This is a genomic window from Amorphoplanes friuliensis DSM 7358, assembly GCF_000494755.1.
In the GTDB taxonomy this organism is placed as follows: Bacteria; Actinomycetota; Actinomycetes; order Mycobacteriales; family Micromonosporaceae; genus Actinoplanes; species Actinoplanes friuliensis.
Genome location: NC_022657.1, coordinates 6,885,925 through 6,907,965 on the forward strand (window position 1 = coordinate 6,885,925; position 22,041 = coordinate 6,907,965).

Annotated in this window: 15 protein-coding genes; 6 read left to right on the top strand and 9 right to left on the bottom strand. The window is 69.9% G+C overall.

Annotation, left to right across the window (positions count from 1 at the left end; all coding sequences use genetic code 11):
* Window positions 1–33: 33 nt before the first annotated feature.
* Window positions 34–1,437: a selenium-binding protein SBP56-related protein gene (locus tag AFR_RS31845; RefSeq protein WP_023560934.1), complete on the top strand. Its 1,404-nt coding sequence runs from the start codon at window positions 34–36 to the stop codon at window positions 1,435–1,437.
* The gene (locus tag AFR_RS31850) at window positions 1,434–2,096 is read left to right on the top strand and encodes a hypothetical protein (RefSeq protein ID WP_023560935.1); all 663 of its coding nucleotides are present in this window, start codon (window positions 1,434–1,436) and stop codon (window positions 2,094–2,096) included. The genes AFR_RS31845 and AFR_RS31850 overlap by 4 nt, the downstream gene beginning before the upstream one ends.
* On the opposite strand, the gene ggt is transcribed toward AFR_RS31850, so the two are convergent.
* Window positions 2,086–3,882: a gamma-glutamyltransferase gene (ggt, locus tag AFR_RS31855; protein ID WP_041841289.1), complete on the bottom strand. Its 1,797-nt coding sequence runs from the start codon at window positions 3,880–3,882 to the stop codon at window positions 2,086–2,088. The genes AFR_RS31850 and ggt overlap by 11 nt on opposite strands.
* 362 nt (window positions 3,883–4,244) lie before the next feature.
* Between ggt and AFR_RS31860 the strand changes: the two genes are divergently transcribed.
* Window positions 4,245–4,475 carry a hypothetical protein gene (locus AFR_RS31860; RefSeq protein WP_023560937.1) on the top strand — a complete coding sequence of 77 codons (231 nt, stop codon included), beginning with the start codon at window positions 4,245–4,247 and terminating at the stop codon, window positions 4,473–4,475.
* Here the strand turns inward: AFR_RS31860 and AFR_RS31865 are convergent.
* From AFR_RS31865 to AFR_RS31880, 4 genes are all read right to left on the bottom strand, one after another.
* Entirely contained in the window at window positions 4,472–6,397 is a 1,926-nt protein-coding gene (locus AFR_RS31865; RefSeq protein WP_023560938.1) for an ABC transporter ATP-binding protein, read from the bottom strand. The genes AFR_RS31860 and AFR_RS31865 overlap by 4 nt on opposite strands.
* Complete coding sequence (locus AFR_RS31870; protein ID WP_023560939.1) at window positions 6,394–8,154, bottom strand: ABC transporter ATP-binding protein; 1,761 nt, start codon at window positions 8,152–8,154, stop codon at window positions 6,394–6,396. Before AFR_RS31870 ends, AFR_RS31865 begins: the two co-directional genes overlap by 4 nt.
* Before the next feature lie 87 nt (window positions 8,155–8,241).
* Window positions 8,242–9,705: an alpha/beta hydrolase gene (locus AFR_RS31875; protein ID WP_041841290.1), complete on the bottom strand. Its 1,464-nt coding sequence runs from the start codon at window positions 9,703–9,705 to the stop codon at window positions 8,242–8,244.
* Window positions 9,706–9,807: 102 nt separating this feature from the next.
* Window positions 9,808–12,864 (bottom strand): M14 family zinc carboxypeptidase, encoded by a 3,057-nt coding sequence (locus AFR_RS31880; protein ID WP_041841291.1) that lies wholly within the window; start codon window positions 12,862–12,864, stop codon window positions 9,808–9,810.
* A gap of 153 nt (window positions 12,865–13,017) precedes the next feature.
* Here AFR_RS31880 and AFR_RS31885 point away from each other — a divergent pair, with 153 nt between their 5' ends.
* Window positions 13,018–14,148 (top strand): PQQ-dependent sugar dehydrogenase, encoded by a 1,131-nt coding sequence (locus AFR_RS31885; protein WP_041841292.1) that lies wholly within the window; start codon window positions 13,018–13,020, stop codon window positions 14,146–14,148.
* A gap of 15 nt (window positions 14,149–14,163) precedes the next feature.
* Here AFR_RS31885 and AFR_RS31890 read toward each other — a convergent pair whose 3' ends face one another.
* From AFR_RS31890 to AFR_RS31900, 3 genes are all read right to left on the bottom strand, one after another.
* Entirely contained in the window at window positions 14,164–14,421 is a 258-nt protein-coding gene (locus tag AFR_RS31890; protein ID WP_238547163.1) for a hypothetical protein, read from the bottom strand.
* 114 nt (window positions 14,422–14,535) lie between these two features.
* Window positions 14,536–14,844 (bottom strand): hypothetical protein, encoded by a 309-nt coding sequence (locus AFR_RS31895; RefSeq protein ID WP_041841293.1) that lies wholly within the window; start codon window positions 14,842–14,844, stop codon window positions 14,536–14,538.
* Between the two features lie 24 nt (window positions 14,845–14,868).
* On the bottom strand, window positions 14,869–16,539 hold the full coding sequence (locus AFR_RS31900; protein ID WP_023560945.1) for a sodium:solute symporter family protein: 1,671 nt from the start codon (window positions 16,537–16,539) through the stop codon (window positions 14,869–14,871).
* A gap of 155 nt (window positions 16,540–16,694) precedes the next feature.
* On the opposite strand from AFR_RS31900, the gene AFR_RS31905 reads away from it, so the two are divergent.
* Both AFR_RS31905 and AFR_RS31910 read left to right on the top strand, forming a co-directional pair.
* On the top strand, window positions 16,695–18,569 hold the full coding sequence (locus tag AFR_RS31905; RefSeq protein ID WP_023560946.1) for a Xaa-Pro dipeptidyl-peptidase: 1,875 nt from the start codon (window positions 16,695–16,697) through the stop codon (window positions 18,567–18,569).
* A gap of 114 nt (window positions 18,570–18,683) precedes the next feature.
* Window positions 18,684–21,329 carry an NPCBM/NEW2 domain-containing protein gene (locus tag AFR_RS31910; protein WP_023560947.1) on the top strand — a complete coding sequence of 882 codons (2,646 nt, stop codon included), beginning with the start codon at window positions 18,684–18,686 and terminating at the stop codon, window positions 21,327–21,329.
* On the opposite strand, the gene AFR_RS31915 is transcribed toward AFR_RS31910, so the two are convergent.
* Window positions 21,313–21,993, bottom strand: coding sequence for a TetR/AcrR family transcriptional regulator (locus AFR_RS31915; protein ID WP_023560948.1), 681 nt, complete (start codon window positions 21,991–21,993; stop codon window positions 21,313–21,315). The genes AFR_RS31910 and AFR_RS31915 overlap by 17 nt on opposite strands.
* Between the last annotated feature and the right edge of the window lie 48 nt (window positions 21,994–22,041).

A 22,041-nucleotide genomic window follows, 5' to 3' on the forward strand; every position in this document is an offset into this window, starting at 1 on the left:
TCACAGGGGCGCAGCCGGAGAAGGATGACGGTCATGACTCGGTGGACTCCTGACCCGACCTTCTATCCCTCTCCGCGCGACGCGGCGGGTGCTCCCGCCGAGCAGCTGGCGTACGTCGCCGCGTTCGACCGTTCCGCCCGGCAGCCGGACGCGATCGCCGTCGTGGACACCGATCCGGCATCCGACCGGTACGGCTCGGTGGTCGGCTGGACCGACCTCCCGCACACCGGCGACGAGCTGCACCACTTCGGCTGGAACGCGTGCAGCAGCGCCCTGTGCCCGACCGCGCCGCACCCGCACGTCGAGCGGCGCTACCTCATCGTTCCCGGTCTGCGGTCGTCGCGGATCTACGTGCTGGACACCAAGGACGACCCGCGCAGTCCCGTCCTGGTGAAGGAGATCCCGGCCGAGGAGCTGGCGAGCAAGGCCGGCTACTCGCGGCCGCACACGATCCACTGCGGCCCGGACGGGATCTACGTCTCGGCACTCGGCGGCGGCTCGACCGACGGCCCGGGCGGCATCGCGGTGCTGGATCACACCACCTTCGAGGTACGCGGCCAGTGGGAGAACGACCGCGGCGACCAGTACCTCGCGTACGACTTCTGGTGGCACCTGACCCGTGACGTGCTCGTCTCGTCCGAGTGGGGCACACCGTCCATGATCGAGGACGGTCTGGTGCCGGAGCTGCTGCTCGGCCGCAAGTACGGCCACCGCCTGCACTTCTGGGACCTGGCCAAGCGGACCCTCGTGCAGACGGTCGACCTCGGTGACCAGTACCAGATGGCCCTCGAACTGCGCCCGGCCCACGACCCGCGCAAGGAGTACGGCTTCCTCGGTGTGGTCACCAGCGTCGAGGACCTGTCCGCGTCGGTCTGGGTGTGGCAGCGGGCCGGCGGCGAGTTCACGGTCACCAAGGTCATCGACGTGCCGGCCGAGCCCGCGGACGCCACCGAGCTGCCCCCGGCTCTGCAGCCGTTCGGCGCCGTGCCACCACTGATCACCGACATCGACCTCTCGGTCGACGACCGCTTCCTCTACGTGAGCTGCTGGGGTACGGGCGAGTTGAAGCAGTTCGACGTCAGCGACCCGCTGCACCCGGTCGAGACGGGCTCGATCCGCCTCGGCGGTGTTGTCGGCCGCGTCGCGCACCCGTCGTTCCCGGACGAGCGGCTGGCCGGTGGCCCGCAGATGGTCGAGGTGTCCCGTGACGGCCGCCGCGTCTACGTGACCAATTCGCTCTACGGCTCGTGGGACGACCAGTTCTACCCGGACGGCGTCGGCGCGTGGATGGCGAAGATCGACGTCGACATCGAGAACGGCGGCATGACACTGGACCCGCGGTTCTTCCCCCACGGCGACGAGTTCCGCGGCCGCCGTGTGCACCAGACACGGTTGCAGGGCGGCGACGCGTCGTCCGACTCGTACTGCTTCCCGTGACGGGTGGGCAGCTGGCGGTGCTCGCCGCGCTCGGCGCCTTCCACGGGCTGAACCCCGCGATGGGCTGGCTCTTCGCCGTGGCCCGGGGCATGCAGGAGCTCAGCCGTGCCGTGCTGCTGCGGTCGCTGCCACCGATCGCCGCCGGGCACCTCGCCTCGGTGGCGATCGTGGCCGCGGTCGTCTCGGCGACGCAGTCGGTGGTCGCCGGCAACGTCGTGGCCATCGGGGGCGGTGCGGTCCTGGTCGGCTTCGGCCTGTGGCGGCTGCTGTCGGCCCGGCACTTCCGGTGGGCCGGGATGCGCCTGTCGTCGGCCCAGCTCGCCGGCTGGTCGTTCCTGATGTCGTCCGCGCACGGCGCCGGCCTGATGCTGCTGCCGGTCCTGGCCACGACCTCGGTCACGGCCGGAGGCGGTCATGCCGCGCACCTGGCCGGGGCGGCACCGGACGGACTTGCGGGCACGCCCGCCGCGGCCCTGGACGGGCTGTTCGCGGCGGGCGTGCACACTCTGGCGATGTTCGCCGTGATGGCGACCTGTGCGCTGCTGGTCTACGAGTTCGTCGGCCTCAAGGTGCTGCGCCGGGCCTGGTTCAACATGGACAAGGTCTGGGCCGGCGTGATGGTCGCGGCGGGAGCCTTGACCATCGCGCTCACCGCCTGACCCGCACCACTCCGGCTGCTCCGCTGCCCCGGCGGACCGGTTCGGCGCTGGCGATCATGCCGCCGCCGGGCCGGAACTCGATCGCGGTGGCCGCACCCAGCTCGGGCACGTCCGCGCTGAAGGAGTGACCGAGCGCTTCCAGACCCGGGCCGTACTGCGTGTGGAACGCCGGCTCGGCCTGGATGCCGGCGGTGTTGCGCTGCGAGGCCCGCGGCGCGGCCATCGCCTCCGGCAGCGTCATACCCAGGTCGACCCGGTTGATCAGCACCTGCAGCACCGTCGTGATGATCGTGGCGCCACCGGGCGAGCCGAGCGCGAGGAACGGCTTCCCGTGCTTGAGCACGATCGTCGGCGACATGGAACTCCGGGGGCGCTTGTTCGGGCCGGGCAGGTTCGGGTCGGGCGCGGTTCCCTGCGTACCGGTGAAGTTGAAGTCGGTCATCTCGTTGTTGAGCAGGAAGCCCCGCCCCGGCACGACCATCGCGTTGCCACCGGTCTGCTCGATCGTCAGCGTGTACTCGACGACGTTGCCCCACTTGTCGGCCACGGTCAGGTTCGTCGTGCTCTGACCGTCCTCGACGGGCCCGCCGACAGCCGCCGGCGTGCACCCGGAAGCGTTGATGTCACCCGGCGGGACCGGCTTGGTCAGCGCCTTCGCGGGGTTGATCTGACACGCCCGCTGCGTCGCCCATCCGTCACTGATGAGCTTGTCCAGCGTGGACTGCGGCGTGTAGGCGCCGACGTACCGGTTGCGGTCCGCGAACGAGAGTGCGGAGGCTTCGGCGTACCGGTGAAGGGCCTGGGTCATGGAGACCTTGGAAAGGTCGGTCTTCTCGAGAATGTTGAGGGCCTCACCGACGGCGGTGCCACCGCTGGACGGCGTGGACATTCCGTAGACGTCGAGCCCGCGGTATCCGGACTTTGTCGGCGCCGGGAAACGCAGCCGGTAATTCGCCAGGTCGGAAAGCCGCAGATCACCCGGCCGAATGGGATAGGCCCACGGTGCCCCGGGCGCGCCGGCCACCGGCGGATTCTGCACGGTCCGCACAATGTCGGCGCCGACCGAACCCCGATAGAAGACGCCGGTCCCCCGCTTCGCGATCAGCCGATAGGTGTCGGCCAGATCCGGATTCCGCTGCGTCGACCCGACCACCGGCGGCGCCCCGGCCGGCAGATAAAGCTCACTCGTCGACCCGAACTGCGCAAACGCAGCAGCATTGTCAGCAATCTGCTGCCGGAACGTGTTGTCGACCGCAAAACCCTTGTCGGCAACCTTCGCGGCCGGCTGCAACAAACTCCCGAGCGACCGCGTCCCCCACTTCCCGGCGGCCGCCTCCCAGGTGGCGAGCGTCCCGGGCGTACCGACAGAAAGCCCACTGACACGGGCCTCCTGGAAGTCGTAAGGCAGCCCATCGGCCGGATCGATGAAAATGTCCTCAGTCATTGTCGCGGGCCCCGACTCACGCCCGTCGATCGTGTGCACCTTCTTGTGCTTGGCGTCGTAATAGACGAAGAACCCGCCCCCACCGATACCGGCCGAGAACGGCTCCGTCACCCCCAACGTGGCCGCAGCAGCCACCGCGGCGTCGACAGCATTACCACCCCGCCGCAGAACATCGAGCCCGACAGCGGTCGCCGTCGGATCAACAGTCGAAACCGCCCCGCCATAACCACTGGCAGTAGGCGTCAACGGCGGCGCACTCCCGTGCGCAGACGCTGCGGCGGGCACGAACGCGACGGTGGTCAGGGAAAGCGTGGCCGCCATGGCCAGCGCGGACGGGCGCATCTTGCCTCCGAGGAGAGTGGACAGATCTCCTGCCTACCGCTACCAGCATCAACCCACAAGCGGAGGAGCTTCAGATCTTCATTGCCCCGGTGGGTGCATGGCACCGACCATCGCTCCCGCGGGGACGGGCTCGTCTCCACCAAGGTCAAGAGCTTCATTGCCACGGTCCGTGCGTGGCCCTGGCCGTCGCTCCCGCGGGGACCGGGGCCGGGCGGCCACTCGCCCAGGGCTCGTGAACAGCCACCCGACCCCTGCCAGGTCCGTGCTCCCATCAGCCCGCCCAAATCAGCGACCGGATCGACCCCCTCGATCGTGTCCAGCGCGTGCGAGGTCGGATAAAGCACTTCCTACTACTGGTCCGGATGACTCTGCGCACCAATGTCACCTGGTTCGACACGCTGATCACGATCGTCATGGCGGCACTCGCCGGGCTCTTCACGACCTCGGCCGGGCTGGGCCTGCTGGTCGGAGCCGTCACGCTGGTTGCCCTCGGTGTTTGGCGCGTCGTGCGGTTCCTCGGCGCGCTGCTCGAGTTGAAGCAGGCCGAAATCTTCGAGGAGCAGACCGAGGAGCCCAGCTGGGCACCGAGTTAGGGCGTGGAGTGGGAGGACCAGGTGGCGTACATGTGGGCGTAGGGGCCGTTCGCGGATAGCAGTTCGGTGTGGGTTCCTGTTTCCAGGATCTGGTGGTTGTCGACGACGATGATGCGGTCGGCGCGCATCGCGGTGGACAAACGGTGGGCGACGAGGATCGCTGTTCGGCCTTGGAGGAGACGGTCCAGGGCGGCCTCCACCCGAAGCTCGGTGTTGAGGTCCAGGCTCGAGGTTGCTTCGTCGAGGACGACCACGCGCGGTTCGGCCAGGAAGGCTCGGGCCAGCGCCAACAGTTGACGCTCCCCCGACGACACCGATTGGCCGCGCTCGTGCAAGGGCGTCAGCAGGCCTTCGGGTGAGCGTTCGACCAGGTCGCGGAGGCCCACGGCGTCGACCGCGGCCCAGACCTCCGCGTCCGTGGTCGTGGGGCGGGCGAAGGCGATGTTGTCGCGCAGGGTGCCTGCGAAGAGGAACGGCTCTTGGGGCACGACGCCGATCTGGCGGCGCAGCGACGCCAGGGTCACGTCGCGGAGGTCATAACCGTCGATCAGGATCGCGCCGGCGGTGGGGTCGTAGAGGCGGGTGACCAGCTTGGCCAGGGTTGACTTGCCTGCGCCGGTCGGGCCTACGCAGGCGACGGTTTCGCCCGGCGCGATGTGGAGGTTGACGCCGGAGAGGACCGGGCGGCCGGGGACGTAGGCGAACGTGACGTCGGAGAAGACGATTTCACCGCGTACCGGAGGGAGATCGGTGGCGGAGGGGCGCTGGACGATCGTGGAGGGCGTGCCCAGGAGGCCGTTGATCTTGCCTACTGCGGCTCGGGCCTGCTGGTACTGGGTGTAGAGCTGGACCAACTGCTGGACCGGCTGGAAGAAGGCGTTCAGGTAGAGGACGAAGGCCGTGAGTTCGCCGATGCTCAGCTCGCCGCGCAGGACCATGCGGCCGCCGATGAGGAGCAACGCTGCCATGCCGAGGAGGCCGATCACGGACGTGCCGGGGCCGTAGACGGCGTTGATGCGGCCGGTGAAGTCGTTGGCGTCGCGGTATCCGCCGACGACCTCGCGGTGGGCGACGATGTTGCGGTCCTGGCGGTTGTGGGCGGTGACGACGCGGACGCCGTTGAGGCTTTCGGAGAGGTCGGCGAACATGGTGGCGATGGCGTCGCGCTGGCGGTTGTAGCCCTGGTCGGCGGCGCGGCGGAACCACAGGGACGCGAGGAGCAGGGGCGGTACGACCAGCAGCAGCGTGATCACGGCGAGCCCGGCGTTGTAGTGGAACAGCACCCCGGTGACGACGACCATCGTCAGGGCCTGGATGACGAACTGGGCGAAGCCGTCCGCCAGCAGGGACTGCAGTGACTCCACGTCGGAGGTCATCCGGGTCATCGTGACGCCGGCCTTCTCGGACGTGTAGTAGTCGAGGGACATTCGTTGCAGGTGGGCGAAGATGCGGATGCGCAGGTCGCGGGTGGCGGACGCGGCGAGGCGGCCGCTCTGGCGCATGCGGACGGCCGTGGCCAGGCCGGTCAGGAGCACCGCCGCGACGAAGGCGCCCGTGGCGACGGACAGGACGGTGACGTTGCGGGCGGCGATGCCGTGGTCGATGCCGACCTGTACGAGGTAGGGGCCGGCTTGGAGCAGCAGCGTTTCCACGAGGATGGCCAGGAGCGCCGCGACGAGCAGGCCCTTCCGGCCGATCACCAGGCGGAGCAGCGTGACCTTGCGCCCGGTGTCGGCGACCGGGTCGAAGGGTGCCTGCGGGTCGCCGTGGCCGGGTTCGCGGGCTTCGAGCTTGGCGACACCTTCGGCCAGGTCCGGCGGGATGCCGGCGAACGGCAGGCCGTTGCCCTTGCGGCCGGCGGCACCCATGGACGGGCGCCCGCCCGGGTTGAAACCGCCGAAGCCGCCGCCGAACATGCTCATGCCGTCACCTCCGAGGAGGCGAGGACGCGGGCATACCGCGGTTCGGTGGCGAGCAGGGACTCGTGGGTGCCGTCGGCGACGATGCGGCCGCCCTCGACCAGGACGACCCGGTCGGCCAGGCCGATCGTCGAGAGGCGGTGCGCGACGATCAGGGTGGTCCGGCCGCGCAGCTGCTCGCGTAACGACCGGTGGATGCGCTGCTCGACCGTTACGTCGATGGCGCTGGTCGCGTCGTCGAGGACCAGCACCGGCGGGTTGACCAGCAGGGCCCGGGCGATGGCGATCCGCTGCCGCTGGCCGCCCGAGAGGGTGTAGCCGCGCTCGCCGACCACCGTGTCGTAACCCTCGGGCAGGTCCCGGACGAAGTCGTCGGCGCCCGCGGCGGTCGCGGCGGCGATCACGTCGTCGCGGCTCGCGTCCGGGCGCCCGTACGCGATGTTGTCGTGCAGGGAGAGGGAGAAGAGGAACGGCTCGTCGGGGACGATGCCGACCTGGTCCCGGAGCCCGGCCAGCCGCAACGTGCGGACGTCGTGCCCGTCGATGACCACCCGCCCGCCGGTCACGTCGTAGTAGCGGGCGAGCAGCCGCCCGAGGGTCGACTTGCCGGAGCCGGTCGCGCCGACCACGGCGACCGTCTCGCCCGGCCTGACGTGCAGGTCCAGGCCGTCGAGGGCCGGGGTGCCGTTCGGGTACGCGAACCGCACGCCCTCGAACCGGACGTCGCCCCGCAGCACGGCGTCGACCGGGGCGGCCGGGTCGACGACGTCGCTGGGCGTGTCGAGGATCTCGTAGATGCGCCGGGCCGACGCCGAAGCCCGCTGACCCATCATGATCATCATGCCGAGCATCCGGAACGGCGGCTGGAGCATCAGCACGTAGGAGTTGAAGGCGACGATCGTGCCGACCGTGGTGCTGCCGTCGATGACCATCAGACCGCCGACCAGCAGCACCAGCGCCAGCCCGAGGCGGGGCAGGTTGTCGAGCACCGGGTTCCAGCGGCTGCGGATCCGGGCGTCCTGGAGGTACGCCCACCGGATGCTGTCGGCGGCCTCGGCGAGCATGCGCAGCTGCCGCCCCTCGGCCGCGAACGCCTTGACGATGCGGACACCCTGGATGTTCTCGTCGACGACGGTGGCGAGGCGGGCCAGCCGGGCCTGGATCAGCCACGACACCGGGAAGATGGCCTTGCGCATGCCGACACCGAGGAACCCGATGACCGGCATCGTCGCCATCGCCACGATCGCCAGCGGCACGTTGATCGAGAGCATCAGCCCGAACGCGACCACCGCGATCAGGCACTGGACCAGGATCGACGGGCCGAACGACAGGTACATCTGGACGGCGCGGATGTCGGAGCTGGACCGGGACATCAGCTCGCCGGACTGGACGCGGTCGAAGAAGCCGAACGGCATCCGGGCCAGGTGGGCGTACACGATGTTGCGCAGGTCGTACTCGAGTTCGTACGCGGTGCGCAGCAGGTAGAGCCGGGCCAGGAAGTTGATCACGCCTTGGAGCAGGGCGAGGCCGACGATCCACCAGACGTAGACGGGCAGGTCGGCGGCGCGGTCGACGATGGCCTTGTCGATGCCGATGCGGACCAGGTTGGGGATCTGCACCTGCACGACCAGGCCGGCGAAGCTCAGCACCAGCGAGGTGATCAGCAGGCCGCGGTGGGCCTTGACGATCGGCAGCGCACGGCGCAGCCAGGTCTTGCGAACGTCGGGATCGATGGTGGCCCTGGGCGCGCGGCGGCTCACCGTCGAGCCGGTGCGAGCAGTCGAGCCGGTGCGGGGGAATCGGGCACGACGCCTCCTCCTGGGTACTTAGCCAGGCTAACGATACCCCTAGCCTACGCCCGCCGCCTTGGGCTCGATCGCCGGGCAGCTCGCCCCGGTCGCGGCCGGCTTGAGCGTCAGCAGGTACCGGTCGACGACCGCGTTGATGCAGTCGCTGCGCCCGTAGACCGTGTGGCCCCAGCCCTCGTAGGTCAGCAGCGAGGCCTTCGGCCCGAGCTGGGCGGCGACGTTACGGGCCCAGACGTGCGGCGTGGCTGGGTCGTACCGGGCGTTGACCAGCAGGACCGGGCCGGTCCGCGCGGTCGGGAGCCGCACCTGCGGGTTGCTCGTGCCGCGGGTCCAGCCCAGGCAGCCGTTGACCGAGGAGAGCGCGAGCGGCGAGAAGCCCATCTGCGGGGCGCGGCCAGCGGCCCGCGCCATCCGGGAGCGCAGATCCGCGTACCCGGTGACGGGCACCACCCAGTCGTCGCAGAACGCGGCCGGGAAGATGTGCTCGCTGACGTCGACGACGGCACGGGCGCGTTTGCCGGCGACCCCGGCGACCGCTTCCTTGATGAAGATTCCCAGCGAGTGCCACTGCGGGTCGTAGAAGGAGCCGAACGCGACGTTGGTCAGCTCGTAGACGCTGAGTTTGTACGTCGGCGAGTACGGGTCCTTCAGCGTGCCGCGGCGGGCCGAGGCGAGCAGGCCGTCCCAGAGTTTGCGCACGTCGCGGCCGTGGACCGCGCATTCGGTGCTGCGGTCGCACCACCGGACGAACTGGTCGAACGAGCCCTGGACGGCGAGGGCCTCGGCGCTGAGGAAACCGTCGATGTCGCGGCTGTGGTCCATCACGCTGTCCAGGACCAGCGCGCGGATCCGCTGCGGGTAGCGGGCGGCGTACTGCTCACCCAGCAGGGTCCCGTACGACGCGCCGTAGAAGCTGATCTTGTCCTCGCCGAGCGCGGCCCGCAGCGCCTCGGTGTCCCGCACGATGCTGAGCGTGTCGACGTGCCCGAAGAGCGGGCCGGTCTGCTCGGCGCAGTCGTCCGCCAGCCGCCGGTTGTACGCGACCGCCGTCGTGTACTGCGCGGCGGTGTCGATCGTGATCGGCGGCGCCGCCGTCAGCAGCGTGGTCGTGCAGACGATCGGGTTGCTGCGGGAGACACCGCGCGGGTCGAAGCCGACGATGTCGAAACGTTTGCGCAGCTCAGGGCTGAAGTACGAGGTGCTGTCGAGGGTGAAGTCGACCCCCGAGCCGCCGGGACCACCCGGGTTGACCAGCAGTGTGCCGATGCGGTTCTTCGGATCGGCGGCCGGCCGGCGGGCCACCGCCACCTGGATCGACGGACCGTACGGGGCAGCCCAGTCGACCGGGACCTTCAGCGAGGCGCACTGCACGGTCGCATCCTCGGCGCAGGGTTTCCAGACGGGTGCCGCTCCCCGCGCCGCGCGGGCGGGGGCCGCGACCGAGGCCACCGCTGCCAGGACAGTAAGGAACGCGGCCAGGATCGGCCGTGTCGTTGCTCGCACCGGTTGTCTCTCCGCCCTGCACGGCAGGCGCGCCGCGCGCCTCCTGTCTAGAGCAAGCGCGCGGCGCGGTCTGCGGTTGAGCGGAAATCCAGCCGAAAGGGGTTACACCTTCAGGTGACGCAGGGCCCGGCGGACCAGGTCGTTGCGTTCCGCCACGGTCAGGCCCTCGAGGCCGAAGCCCAGGTAGACGCTGTCCGCGGTGGTCGTACCCGCGCCGGAGTCGAACGCGAGCTGACTCCGCGACCAGTCCGAGCTGTTCACACCCGAGCCCGGCGGCGGGCCGGCGACGGTCCAGCCGCCGAGGTCCGTCTCGAACGAGGTCTGCTGCGCCACGGCGCCGCCGATCTCCACGCGCACGTCGTCCAGGAAGACGCCCAGGCCCTGGGTGCCCCAGTCGGACATGTACGAGATCGAGAGCTCGACCTGCTTGCCCGCGTACGCGGACAGGTCGGCGTCGAACTGCTTCCAGCCGTTGCTCGAGCCGGTCGCGGCGTTCCAGGTGCCGGTGGTGCCGGTCGGGCTGCACTCCGCGCCCTGGTAGTGGGTGAGGAACGGGTGGATGGTCTCGATGCCGGACTGGCAGCTGTCACCGGTCTCGGTCGTGGTCAGCCCACCCGCGTCGGGCAGTGTCGTCCAGTTGTCGGTGCCGACCTCGTGGGCCTCGACGAACATGAAGTCCCAGCCGGCCTCGGTGTCGAACGACGTCTGGAACTTCAGGCGTGCGGCCGTCGCGGCGCTCAGGTCGACCGTCTTGGTGAGCCGCTTGTAGGAGACGTCGGCCTGACCGCTCCACAGGTACCAGTCACCGTCGTACGGGTCGTACGGCGAGGCGCCGGAGGTCTGCCAGTCGAGGGGTGCCTCGCTGCTGAACTGCGGGAACTCCGCCTTCGGCAGGAAGCTCGACGTGGACAGGAACGCCGCGGTGTGGTCACCGGCCGGCGTGCCCTTGTACCCCGTGAAGGCGCCCGAGGTGCCGACCACCGGGTTCGGGACACCGTCCGCGTTGGTGCCGCCGTCGTCGACGTACGAGTACGCCCCCAGCCAGTACTGCTGGAAGTCGTTCGCGATCGGCAGACAGGTCGGGTCGGCGGCGTCGGTGCACTCCCCCGGCCCCTCCGGCTTGTAGACGTAGGCACCGTTGGCGCCCTGGGCGAAGCCGGCGTACTTGCCGCTGAGCAGCAGCTTGCCGCCCTCGTTCAGGTAGTCACGGACGGACAGCTCGGTCTCGAGCGCCGACCGGGCCACCGTGCCGCCCGGCTGACCGGACGCGCGCGGGATGATGTCGTCGCCGGTCTCCCAGACGACGGCCTTGTAGTGCGAGAGCACACCCAGCGGGTGCGGTGCCTTGCGGCCGTTGAGGTCCATGTCGTAGACGTCGGCGCGCTTGCCGGCGGCCTTGAGCGCCGCCACGTGCTCGTCGGCGTACCGGGCGCTGGTCGCGCCGTCGGTGTTCGCCGGGGAGACACCGGTGACGTCCTCGGCGGCGAGCACCAGCACGTCACCACCGATCTTGTCGGCGACCGTGTAGGTGAAGGGTGCCGACTTCACGGTCTGGCGGCCCTTGCGGGCGGTGAACCAGACCTGCACCTTGTCCTTGGCGCGCGCCTTGGGCACGACACCCCGGCGTTCGGCGAAGTACTTGTCGATGCCGTCGCCGTAACGCTCGCCGCCCTTCCACTCACGGGTGCCCTCGGTGCGCTCACGGCCACCGTTGACCTTGTAGTGCAGGGTGACGTCGCGCAGGCTGCGGCGTGCGCTGACGGCCACCTGCTGACGCGAGCCGTACGAGGTGTCGAACGCGTCGACGGTGAGGTCCGCGGTGCTGCGGCCGACGACCGAGACGGGGTTGTCCGGGGTCTGCGCCGACTTGGCCACCGACAACGCGAACGGCAGGTTCTTGACGAACTCGTCCTGGATCAGCTTCTCGTCGTCCGGGAAGTTGAAGCCGCTCTGGCAGTCGGCGGCGTTCCACTGGTCGTCCGGGTACAGGTTCGAGATGGTCTCGCAGGTGCTCATCTCGGGGGTGAAGCCGATCGCGCCGGTCCGCACCTGGGCGTGGAAGTCCGTGTCGCCGTTGGTGGTGTAGAGCTCGGCGGAGATGTCCGGGTCGTAACCCGCGATCGCCGGGTGGGCGTCGTCGCCGGCCATGGCGATGGCGATCTGGTCGTCCGGGCTCGGCGTGCTGACCTGCCAGCCGATGCCGTAGAGCAGCAGCTCGGCGGCCGAGTGGTAGTTGACCAGGAACTCGGCCTGGACCTTCTTGAAGAACCCGTCGAGCGCCTTGGTCTCCGGCTCGGAGCCCGGGGACGGGCCCCGGTAGGTCTCGCTGGCCGGGTCGGGCGACGAACCCTCGTTGTCGTAACCCCACTTCTCCGCGAAGTTGCGGTTGAGGTCGACGCCGTCGCCCGGGGTGATCTGGCCGTCGCCGTTGTTGTCACGCAGGTTCTTGCGCCACAGGCGGTTGCCCTCGGTGAAGGTGAAGTCGTAGCCGTCCGGGTTGACCACCGGCAGGAAGTACAGCTCGGTGGTGTCGACCAGCCGGGTCAGCGCCGCGTCCTTGCCGTAGTTGTCGAGCACGTAGTGCAGCAGGCGGCGGTTCATCTCCGGGGTGATCCACTCGCGGGCGTGCTGGCCGCCGAGGTAGATCGCGGCGGGGCGCCGGCCGTCGGGCACGATCCGCGCGTCGCGCGTGACCTTCACACCCTGGATCGGTACGCCCTTGCGCGTCTTGCCGATCGTGATGAGCTTGGCCAGGCGCGGGTTGCGGGCGGCCGTGGCGGCGAGCTCGTCACGGATGCCGCCCGGGGTGTTGTACTGCCGGAAGACGGTCGGCGCGGCGGCGGCCTGCTTGCGCATGGCCGACGAGGTGCGCTTCTCGGTCAGCGGCACACCGGCGGCGATCAGCCGGTCGGCCTGGTGCTTGCCGAGGATGGTCTCGACGGCGACCTTGCCACCGGCGGCAGCGGTCACCGCACTTTCGTCATGGTCGATGCCGACCGCACGCAGGCGTTCGAGCTGAGGTGAGTCGAGGGTGCCGACGTACACCGCGAGGGTGTCCTCGGGTGGTGCGGCGGCGGCCGGCGCGATCCCGGACAGGACCGTTGCGGCCGCCGTCACGAGAGATAAAGCGCAGGCGGTAGCCCAGCGGGCTGAGGTCATGGTGTGAGCCTCCAGGGAATTCAAGGTCGTGTGTGGACCCTTCCCGCGGGCCCGAGAGGCTGTCAAGCATGCAAATGACTGGATCGGTGAAGATCTGATAACGGTCCGTACCTGTTCAGGTTTCTCCCAGGACTGCGAGGCACGGTGGGACTCATGTCAACCGCCACCAGGACAAAAACTCGCTGGGGAACAGCCATCATCGCTGCGAGCGCCGCATTTCTGGCCGCGTGTTCCAGTGACGAGGCGGCCGCTCCCGCCGCACCGGTGACCACCTCGGCCGCGCCGGCCCCATCGGTCTCGGCAGCCCCGTCGGCGACCGGCGGGACGCCGGATCTGGGTGCGCCCGAGACGGTCGCCACCGGGCTGGAGGCGCCCTGGGGGCTCGCCTTCCTGCCCGACGGCAGCGCGCTGGTGGCCGAGCGGGACAGCGGCGAGGTGCTCCAGGTGAAGGACGGCCGCAAGAAGAAGGTCTTCGAGGTGCCGGGTGTGTCCGCGGCGGGCGAGGGCGGGCTGCTCGGGCTCGCGGTGGCAGCGGACTACGCCAGGACCGAATGGGTCTACGCCTACTACACGGCGGAGGACGACAACCGGATCGTGCGCTTCAAGCTCGGTGGCGGGCGCCCGGAAGTGATCTTCGACGGGATCGGCAAGGCCGGCATCCACAACGGCGGCCGGATCGCCTTCGGCCCGGACAAGATGCTCTACGTGGGGACCGGGGACGCGGGTGACGGCACCGCGTCGCAGGATGCCGACGACACCAACGGCAAGATCCTGCGGCTCACGCCGGACGGCAAGCCCGCGCCGGGCAATCCGGAGGCGGGCTCGCCGGTCTACAGCCTGGGTCACCGCAACGTGCAGGGACTCGCCTGGGCGGAGGACGGAACGATGTACGGCATCGAGTTCGGCCAGAACCGGTTCGACGAGGTCAACAAGATCGAGCCGGGCAGGAACTACGGCTGGCCCGAGGTCGAGGGCAAGGGCAAGGGTAAGAACAGCAAGTACGTGGAGCCGATCGTCACCTGGACCACCGACGAGGCGTCCCCGTCCGGGGCGGCCATCGCCGGCGACACCCTGTACGTCGCCGCGCTGCGGGGACAGCGGCTGTGGACGGTACCGCTCGACGGCGGTGAGCCGAAGGCCGAGTTGTCCGAGCGGTACGGGCGGCTACGAACCGTAGCCGTCGCGCCGGACGGCGCTCTGTGGCTCACCACGTCGAACACGGACGGCCGTGGCGACGTACAGGATGGCGACGACAAGATCTTGCGCTTCCCCGCTCGCCGCTGAGCCGGGGAAACGCGGTCACTGGGTACGGTTGTTGGGCGGTAGCAGCGGCAAGGCACTGATGACCGCTGCGTACTGGGCGATCTGCCTGCCGTTCGGCACCACGCCGACACTGCGAAGCTGATCCTGGATGGCCTGGGCAACCGCATCCTCGGACTGGCCGCGATGCGTCTGCATGACCTTGTTGACCGCGTAGTCGACGCGAATCTGCATCTGCCACCCGGCGGGCCTTTGTGCGGCGCCGCTGGCGAGGCTTACTGAGGCGAGGGGTTCCATGCCTTGAGTATCGGAAGCACAGGGTCCCGGCAGGAAGGTTCCGGGACCCTGTGCAACCCGCTTGCACCCGAGCAGCACCGGCTTCTCCATCAAACGGCCTGCCCCGGTTGCCATTCAGGTCCCGGGTGAGCCCTCCGGGGTACCGTCGGACTCCTTCTCCTCCGCCGCGGGCCGGATCTCGGTGGGCCGCAACCAGAGCCAGACCAGGAAGAACGCGCCCAGCGCGAGCATCGCGAGGCCCATCCACAGGTTGATCCGGACCCCCTGCGCCTTGTCGATCTCGGCGCTGTTGTCGAAGATGCCGAGCAGCGTGACGATCACGCCGTAGACCACGAACAGGCCTCCGATGACCCGGCGGACGTCGAACAGGCGGGCCGCCGCGGACACCTTCTTCTGGTCCTCGGCCAATGGCTCCTCAACCATGACAACTCCTCTCTTGAGCGCAGGTCACCAGACGGGGATGTAGAGCACGAAGGCGAGCACCACGGCGATGCCGCCGAGCAGCGCCGGGTTGCGCCACCAGACCTTGTCGGCGGCCAGGATCGTGGTGCCGTCGGTGGTGGTGCCGGCCAGGCCGTAGACGAGGCCGCGCAGCTCGTTCTCGGGCTTGGACTCGGTCACCAGCGTCACGACCACGGCGACCAGCACCGCGGTGACGAAGGCCAGGCCCGCGCCCCAGAAGCTCTCCTCCAGGTCGGAGTTGAACTTCACCACGTCGGCCAGGTAGAGCAGGTAGAGCGTGAGCGACGAGGCGGTGCCGAGCAGCAGCGACCAGAAGCCGGCCCAGGCGGTCATCCGCTTCCAGAACATGCCCACGATGAACGTGGCGAACAGCGGGGCGTTGAAGAGCGAGAAGAGTGTCTGGATGTAGTTCATGATGTTGCTGAAGCCGGCCGCGATGAACGCGGTGCCGATCCCGACGACGATGCCGCCGATGGTGGCGTACCGGCCGACCCGCAGGTAGTACTCGTCCGACCGTTCCTTGCGGACGTAGGTCTGCCAGATGTCGTAGGTGAAGACGGTGTTGAAGCCGCTGACGTTGGCGGCCATACCGGCCATGAACGAGGCGATCAGACCGGTCACCGCGACACCGAGCACACCGTTGGGCAGCAGGTCGCGCATCAGCAACGGGATGGCGTTGTTGTAGACGAGGTCGCCCTCGTCGGCGCCCAGCCCCTTGACCGTGATGATCGCGATCAGGCCGGGGATGACCGTGACGACCGGGATGAGCAGCTTGGGGAAGGCGCCGATGATCGGGGTCCGCCGGGCCGCGCTCATGTCCTTGGCCGAGAGCGCCCGCTGCACCTCGGCGAAGTTGGTCGTCCAGTACCCGAACGACAGCACAAAACCGAGGCCGAAGACGATGCCGATCCAGTTGGCGCCCAGCGGGTTGTCGGAGCTGGCCGTGCCCTGCCAGGTGTGCAGGGCCGCGTCGCCGAGCTTGCTGTCGCGGACCGCGTCGAAAAGCCCGTCGATGCCGCCCACCTTGACGAGGCCGACGATCGTGATCGGGATCAGACCGGCGAGGATGACGAAGAACTGCAGCACCTCGTTGTAGATGGCCGAGGACAGGCCGCCGATGCTGATGTAGATCAGCACGATCGCGGCGCCGATGACGATCGACAACCAGAGCGGCCAGCCGAGCAGCGCGTCCAGGACGAGTGCCAGGGCGTACAGGTTGACACCGGCGATGAGCACCTGGGCGACGGCGAAGCTGAGCGCGTTGAAGAGGTGCGTCGGGCGGTTGAAGCGCAGCCGCAGGAATTCCGGGACGCTGCGGACCTTCGAGCCGTAGTAGAAGGGCATCATCACGATGCCGAGGAAGACCATGGCCGGCACGGCGCCGATCCAGTAGTAGTGCAGCGTCATCAGGCCGTACTGGGCGCCGTTGGCGGCCATGCCGATGATCTCGAGCGCGCCGAGGTTGGCGGAGACGAAGGCCAGGCCGGTGACCCAGGCCGGCATCGATCTGCCGGAGAGGAAGAAGTCGGCGCTGGACTTGATCGCTCTTCGCGCCGCGAAGCCGATGCCCAGCACGGTCGCGAAGTAGATCGCGAGGATCAGGTAGTCGAATACGTCGAGATCCAGCCGTAGCCCTTCAGCTGCAAGCGTCTCCACGGGCACCTCCTGTGCGGTCGGAGACGCGGATACCCGTCGTGAAGATCATTCACACCTTGTATGTGTCAGACAGATAAACCGGAAGATCGCCTTCTCTGGTACGCCCGGATGCGATCGAATGGGGTGGATGTCCCGTTGACGGCGGAAGGACCACCATGCCCGTTGCCGTACCCCGTGCTCTGCTCGTGGCACTTGTTGTTCTCGGCGGCTTCCTGACCGCTCCCCCACCCGCGTCCGCCGCACCACCCTTCGTCCGTGGCGGCGAGACGGTGCCGGTCTACGACTACGCGGACGCGATCCGGGAGAGCGTCTGGGTGCAGACGCCGACCGACGCGGACGAGGACGGCGTGCCCGACCGGGTGGCGGTCGACCTGGTCCGCCCGCGGACGGCACCCGGGGTCAAGGTGCCCGTGATCATGGACGCCTCGCCCTACTACGCCTGTTGCGGCCGCGGCAACGAGGGCGAGCTCAAGGAGTACGACGAGAACGGCGTGATCAGCAAGGAGCCGCTCTTCTACGACAACTACTTCGTCCCCCGCGGGTACGCGTTCGCCGGTGTGGATCTGAGCGGGACCAACCGCTCGACCGGCTGTGAGGACGTGGGCGGACCGGCCGAGGTGGCCGGGGCAAAGGCCGCGATCGACTGGCTGAACGGCCGGGCGCCGGGCTTCACCGCCGACGGGACGCCGGTTTCCGCGCGGGCGTGGAGCACCGGCAAGGTCGGCATGATCGGCAAGTCCTGGGACGGCTCGATCGCCAACGGCGTGGCAGCGACGGGGGTGCGCGGCCTGGAGACCACCGTCCCGATCGCGGCCATCTCCAGCTGGTACGACTACATGCGCTACAACGGCTCGCTGCGCTCGTCGGGCTACCCCGGTTATCTGCAGGGCGTGGTCAGCGACCGGATCGCGGAGTGCGCGGCGGTGACGGCCTCGCTGGCGAACGACAGCGCCGACGAGACCGGTGACTACAACGCCTTCTGGCGGGCCCGCGACTACCGCCCGTCGGCCGGCCAGGTGCACGCGAGCGTCTTCGTCGTGCACGGCGTCAACGACCTGAACGTGACCACGCCGCAGTTCGCGGAGTGGTGGCAGGACCTGGCCGCGCACCACGTGCCCCGCAAGATCTGGCTGCACAAGACCGGGCACGTGGACCCGTTCGACCTGCGGCGGGCCGAGTGGGTCGACACGCTCCACCAGTGGTTCGACTTCTGGTTGCAGGGCCTGCCCAACGGCGTGATGCGGGCGCCCCGGGCCACCGTCGAGACCGCACCCGGCACGTTCACCTCGGCCCGCGACTGGCCGCTGCCGGGCACGCGGCCGGTGTCGGCGCGTCTGGGCTCGTCCGTCGTCTCGTACACCGACGAGTCGCTCTCCGAGGACGCCGCGGTGGCGTCACCCTCGACCGAGGTGCCGGGCCGGATCGCCCTGCTCTACGGCCCGCTGACCAGCCCGCTGCGCCTCTCCGGTACGCCGTCGGTGCGCCTGCGTGTGCAGGTCGACCGGCCGACGACCCAGCTCACGGCCCGGCTCGTCGACTACGGCACGGCGACCCGCGTCGACTACGGCCGCGGTGAGGGTGTCCGGACGCTGGCGACGGAGTCCTGCTGGGGTGCCTCGACACCCGCCGACGACGCCTGTTACCTCGACGTGGCCGAGCGCACCGCGACCGCCGACCACGAGGTGCTGACCCGGGGCTGGCTCGACGCGGCGCACCACCGGTCGCTGCGCTTCACCACGCCGCTGCAGCCCGGCCGGTGGTACACGGTGACCGTGCCGATCAGCGCCTCCGACACGACCGTGGCCGCCGGGCACACGCTGGGTCTCGTCCTGACCCAGAGCGACCCGGAGTTCACCGAGGCGGCGAACACCGGCGCGACCGTCAAGGTGGATCTGGCGACCAGTCGCCTCACACTGCCGATCAGCGGCAAGGCGACCCTGCAGCCGGCGCCGGCGGGCACGGTGGTCACCACCGCCCCGATCGCACCGGCCGAGCGCAAGGCCCAGCCGCGCCTGCAGCTCCCGCAGTAACGCCACCCTCCCGGCGCGTCCTTCCCGGACGCGCCGGGATCGGTGTTCATCAATTTTTTCTGGAGTTCGGTAACGCGCGTGAAATATGGTCACCTTCGACGCGAAGGAGATCCGATGCGCCTCAGGCGACTGTCCTCCACTGTGCTCGGTGCGGCGCTCATCGCCGCCCTGATCCCTGGTTCTGCCACGGCCGCGGCCCCGCAAGCCTGGTCCGTCGCCGGTCCGGGGGCGGCCGTCACCGCGCGGCTGGCCCTCGACGACACCGGGCACCTCAGCTTCGGTGTCGACCTGCGCGGCAGCCCCGTTCTGGCGCCCGCACCGATCGGCATCACCACCACGGACGCCGATCTCAGCGCAGGGCTGAGCTTCGTCTCGCGCGCCGACCGCACCGTCCGCGAGCGCTACACGAAGACCACCGGCAAACAGCTCCGACGGGATGTCACCCTCACCGAATCCACCTTCTCCTTCACCGGTACGCGCGGAGCGCACCTCGACGTGGTCGTGCGGGTCTCGGCCGAGGGTGCCGCGTACCGGTACGTGCTGCCGTCGGGCGGGACGGTGACCGGGGAGACGTCCTCGTTCACGCTGCCGGTGGCGGCACCGGCGTGGGTGTTGCCGTACAACAGCAACTACGAGAACGCGCGGGTGCAGACCACCGCGGGTGCGGCCGCCACCGGCGACTACGGGTTCCCGCTGCTGGCGCAGGTGGGAGCCGACTACGTGCTGCTCAGCGAGTCCGACGTGGACGGACGCTACGACGGGGCGCGGCTGAGCCACGTGGCCGGCGAGAGCGCGTACAGGATCAGGCTGGACGACGCGCAGATCACCGCGACCGGCCGGCTGGCGACCCCCTGGCGGACGGCCGCGGTCGGTGATCTCGCCACGGTGACCGGGTCGATGCTGACCGACGACCTGGCGCCGCCGTCGAAGCTCACCGACACCTCGTGGGTGCGTCCCGGCATGGTCGCCTGGTCCTGGCTGTCCGAGCACAGCAGCCCGTCGGACCCGGCGCGGCAGCGGCAGTACATCGACTTCGCCGCCCGCAACGGCTGGCCCTACGTGCTCATCGACGAGGGCTGGAACGCCGAGTGGGTGCCGAGCGTCGTCCGGTACGCCCGGGCCCGCGGCGTCGACGTGCTGCTCTGGTTCCACTGGACCTCACTCGACACCGTGCAGGAACGCGACCGGATGCTGCCGCTGCTCAAGTCCTGGGGAGTCGCCGGCGTCAAGGTCGACTTCATGGACTCCGACTCCCAGGCCCGCTTCCGCTGGTACGACGACATCCTCGCCGCGACCGCCGCGCAGCACCTGATGATCAACTTCCACGGTGCGACGATCCCGCGCGGGCTGCAGCGCACCTGGCCGCACGTCATGACGCTCGAGGCGATCCGCGGCGCCGAGCAGTTCCGGACGCGGGCGGCGCAGAACACGATCTTCCCGTTCACCCGCAACGTGGTCGGCGGCATGGACTACACCCCGGTGACCTGGGCCGTCACCGACCGCGACACCACCGACGCGCACGAGGTCGCCCTGGCGCTGGTCTACGAGTCGGGCTGGCAGCACCTCGCCGACCGGCCGGAGACCTACGAGGCGCATCCCGAGGCACTGCGCACGCTGAGCCAGTTGCCGACCGTGTGGGACGAGAGCAAGCTCCTCTCGGGAGCACCGGGGCAGGAGACGGTGTTCGCCCGGCGGCACGACGACCGCTGGTACGTCGGCGGCATCTCGGCGGTCGCCGCCAAGACGTACTCGACCGAGCTCGACTTCCTCGGCAACGGTCGTTTCCTCGCGGAGACCCTGCGCGACGGTGACGACGGGCTGGTCCGGGAGAGCCGGATCGTGCGCCGCACCGACACCCTCTCGGTCCCCGAGCGGGCCAACGGCGGCTTCGTGACCGTGCTGTGCGCCTACACGGGATCGGCGACGTGCGACCGGCCCGTGCGGCGGGTGCCCGCCACCACGCTCACCGTGGACCCCGCCTCGGCCGACGTCCGTCCAGGTGGGACCGTCACCGTGGCGGCCACCTTCACCCTGCCGGCCGGCGGTCCGATCACCGGTGTGACGCTGGCGCCCGCACCGCCCGCGGGCTGGACCGTGTCGGGTGCGACCGTCCGCGACTCGTCCATGCGAGGCGGTGACTCGCTCCGCGGCAGCTGGCGGCTCACCGCTCCGGCGGACCTCGCGACCGGCTTCACCGACCTGCCCGTGGCCGCCGAGTTCACCTTCACCGGCGATCCGGGCTCACCGGACACCCCGGGGAAGCGCCCGGTGCACGTGGAGCAGGCAGTCCGCGTGCTCGTGCCCCCCGCGAACCCGGCCGGGACCGCAGCCGTCAGCGACCTGCCGTTCCTGACCGAGAGCAACGGTTACGGACCCGTCGAGCGCGACCAGTCCAACGGCGAGGCCGACAGCGGCGACGGCCGGCCCCTGACGCTGCGCGGGACCGCGTACGCGAAGGGCCTCGGGATGCACTCACCCGGCGAGGTGACGATCTGGCTCGGGGGCGCCTGCACGGCTTTCTCCGCGCTGGTCGGCATCGACGACGAGGTGACACAGTCGGGCTCGGCCGACTTCCAGGTCCTGGGCGATGGTCGGGCGCTGGCCGCGAGTGGTGTGCGGCGCAGCGCCGACCCCGCCGCGACCCTGGCGGCCGACGTCACCGGCGTGCAGATTCTGACCCTGCGGGCGACGGACGGCGGCGACGGCAAGAACTTCGACCACGCCGACTGGGCCGACGCGAAGGTCAGCTGCGCCGGCTGAGCAGGGTTTCCAGGCCGTCGAGGATGCGGTGCAGGCCGAAGGTGAAAGCCTGGTTCTGCCCGCCCTCGGCGGCCGTCTGCAGCATCGCGGCGGTCAGGTGCGGGAAGCGGTCGCCGTGCACCTGCATGACCTCACCCATCGCGCGCGTCATCTCCGCCTCCCCCAGCTGCGCGGCCGACTGCTGGGCGAGCATCCGGGCGTGACCGGCCAGCACCGCGATGGCGTCGAGCCGCTCCGCCCCGGTCAGCTGTGAGTCCGCACCGAACCGGGCCAGCGCGCACTCCATCCAGCCGAGCTCGTTCGGGCCCAGATGGCGGCGGCCCACGGTGGCCTCGACCGTCCACGGGTGCCGCAGGTAGGCCGCGAAGAGCAGCTCCGACCAGGCGACCAGACCCTCGCGCCAGCCACTGGCCGGCAGCTCGGGCGGCTCGCCGATGGCCCGCTCGACCATCAGCGCGACCAGCTCGGCCTTGCCCGGCAGATAGCGGTAGAGCGACATCTTCGTGAAGCCCAGGTCGGCGGCGACCCGCTGCATCGAGAGCGCGGCCAGACCCTCGGCGTCGGCCAGCACGATCGCGGCGTCGGCGATGCTCTCCAGGCTCATGGTCGGCTTCGGGCCGCGGGTGGGCCGAGCGCGGTCACCCCACAGGAATTCCACCGACATCCGGTCACCCTCTTGCGCTTGTGCGACAACTGTCTCTACCGTACACAG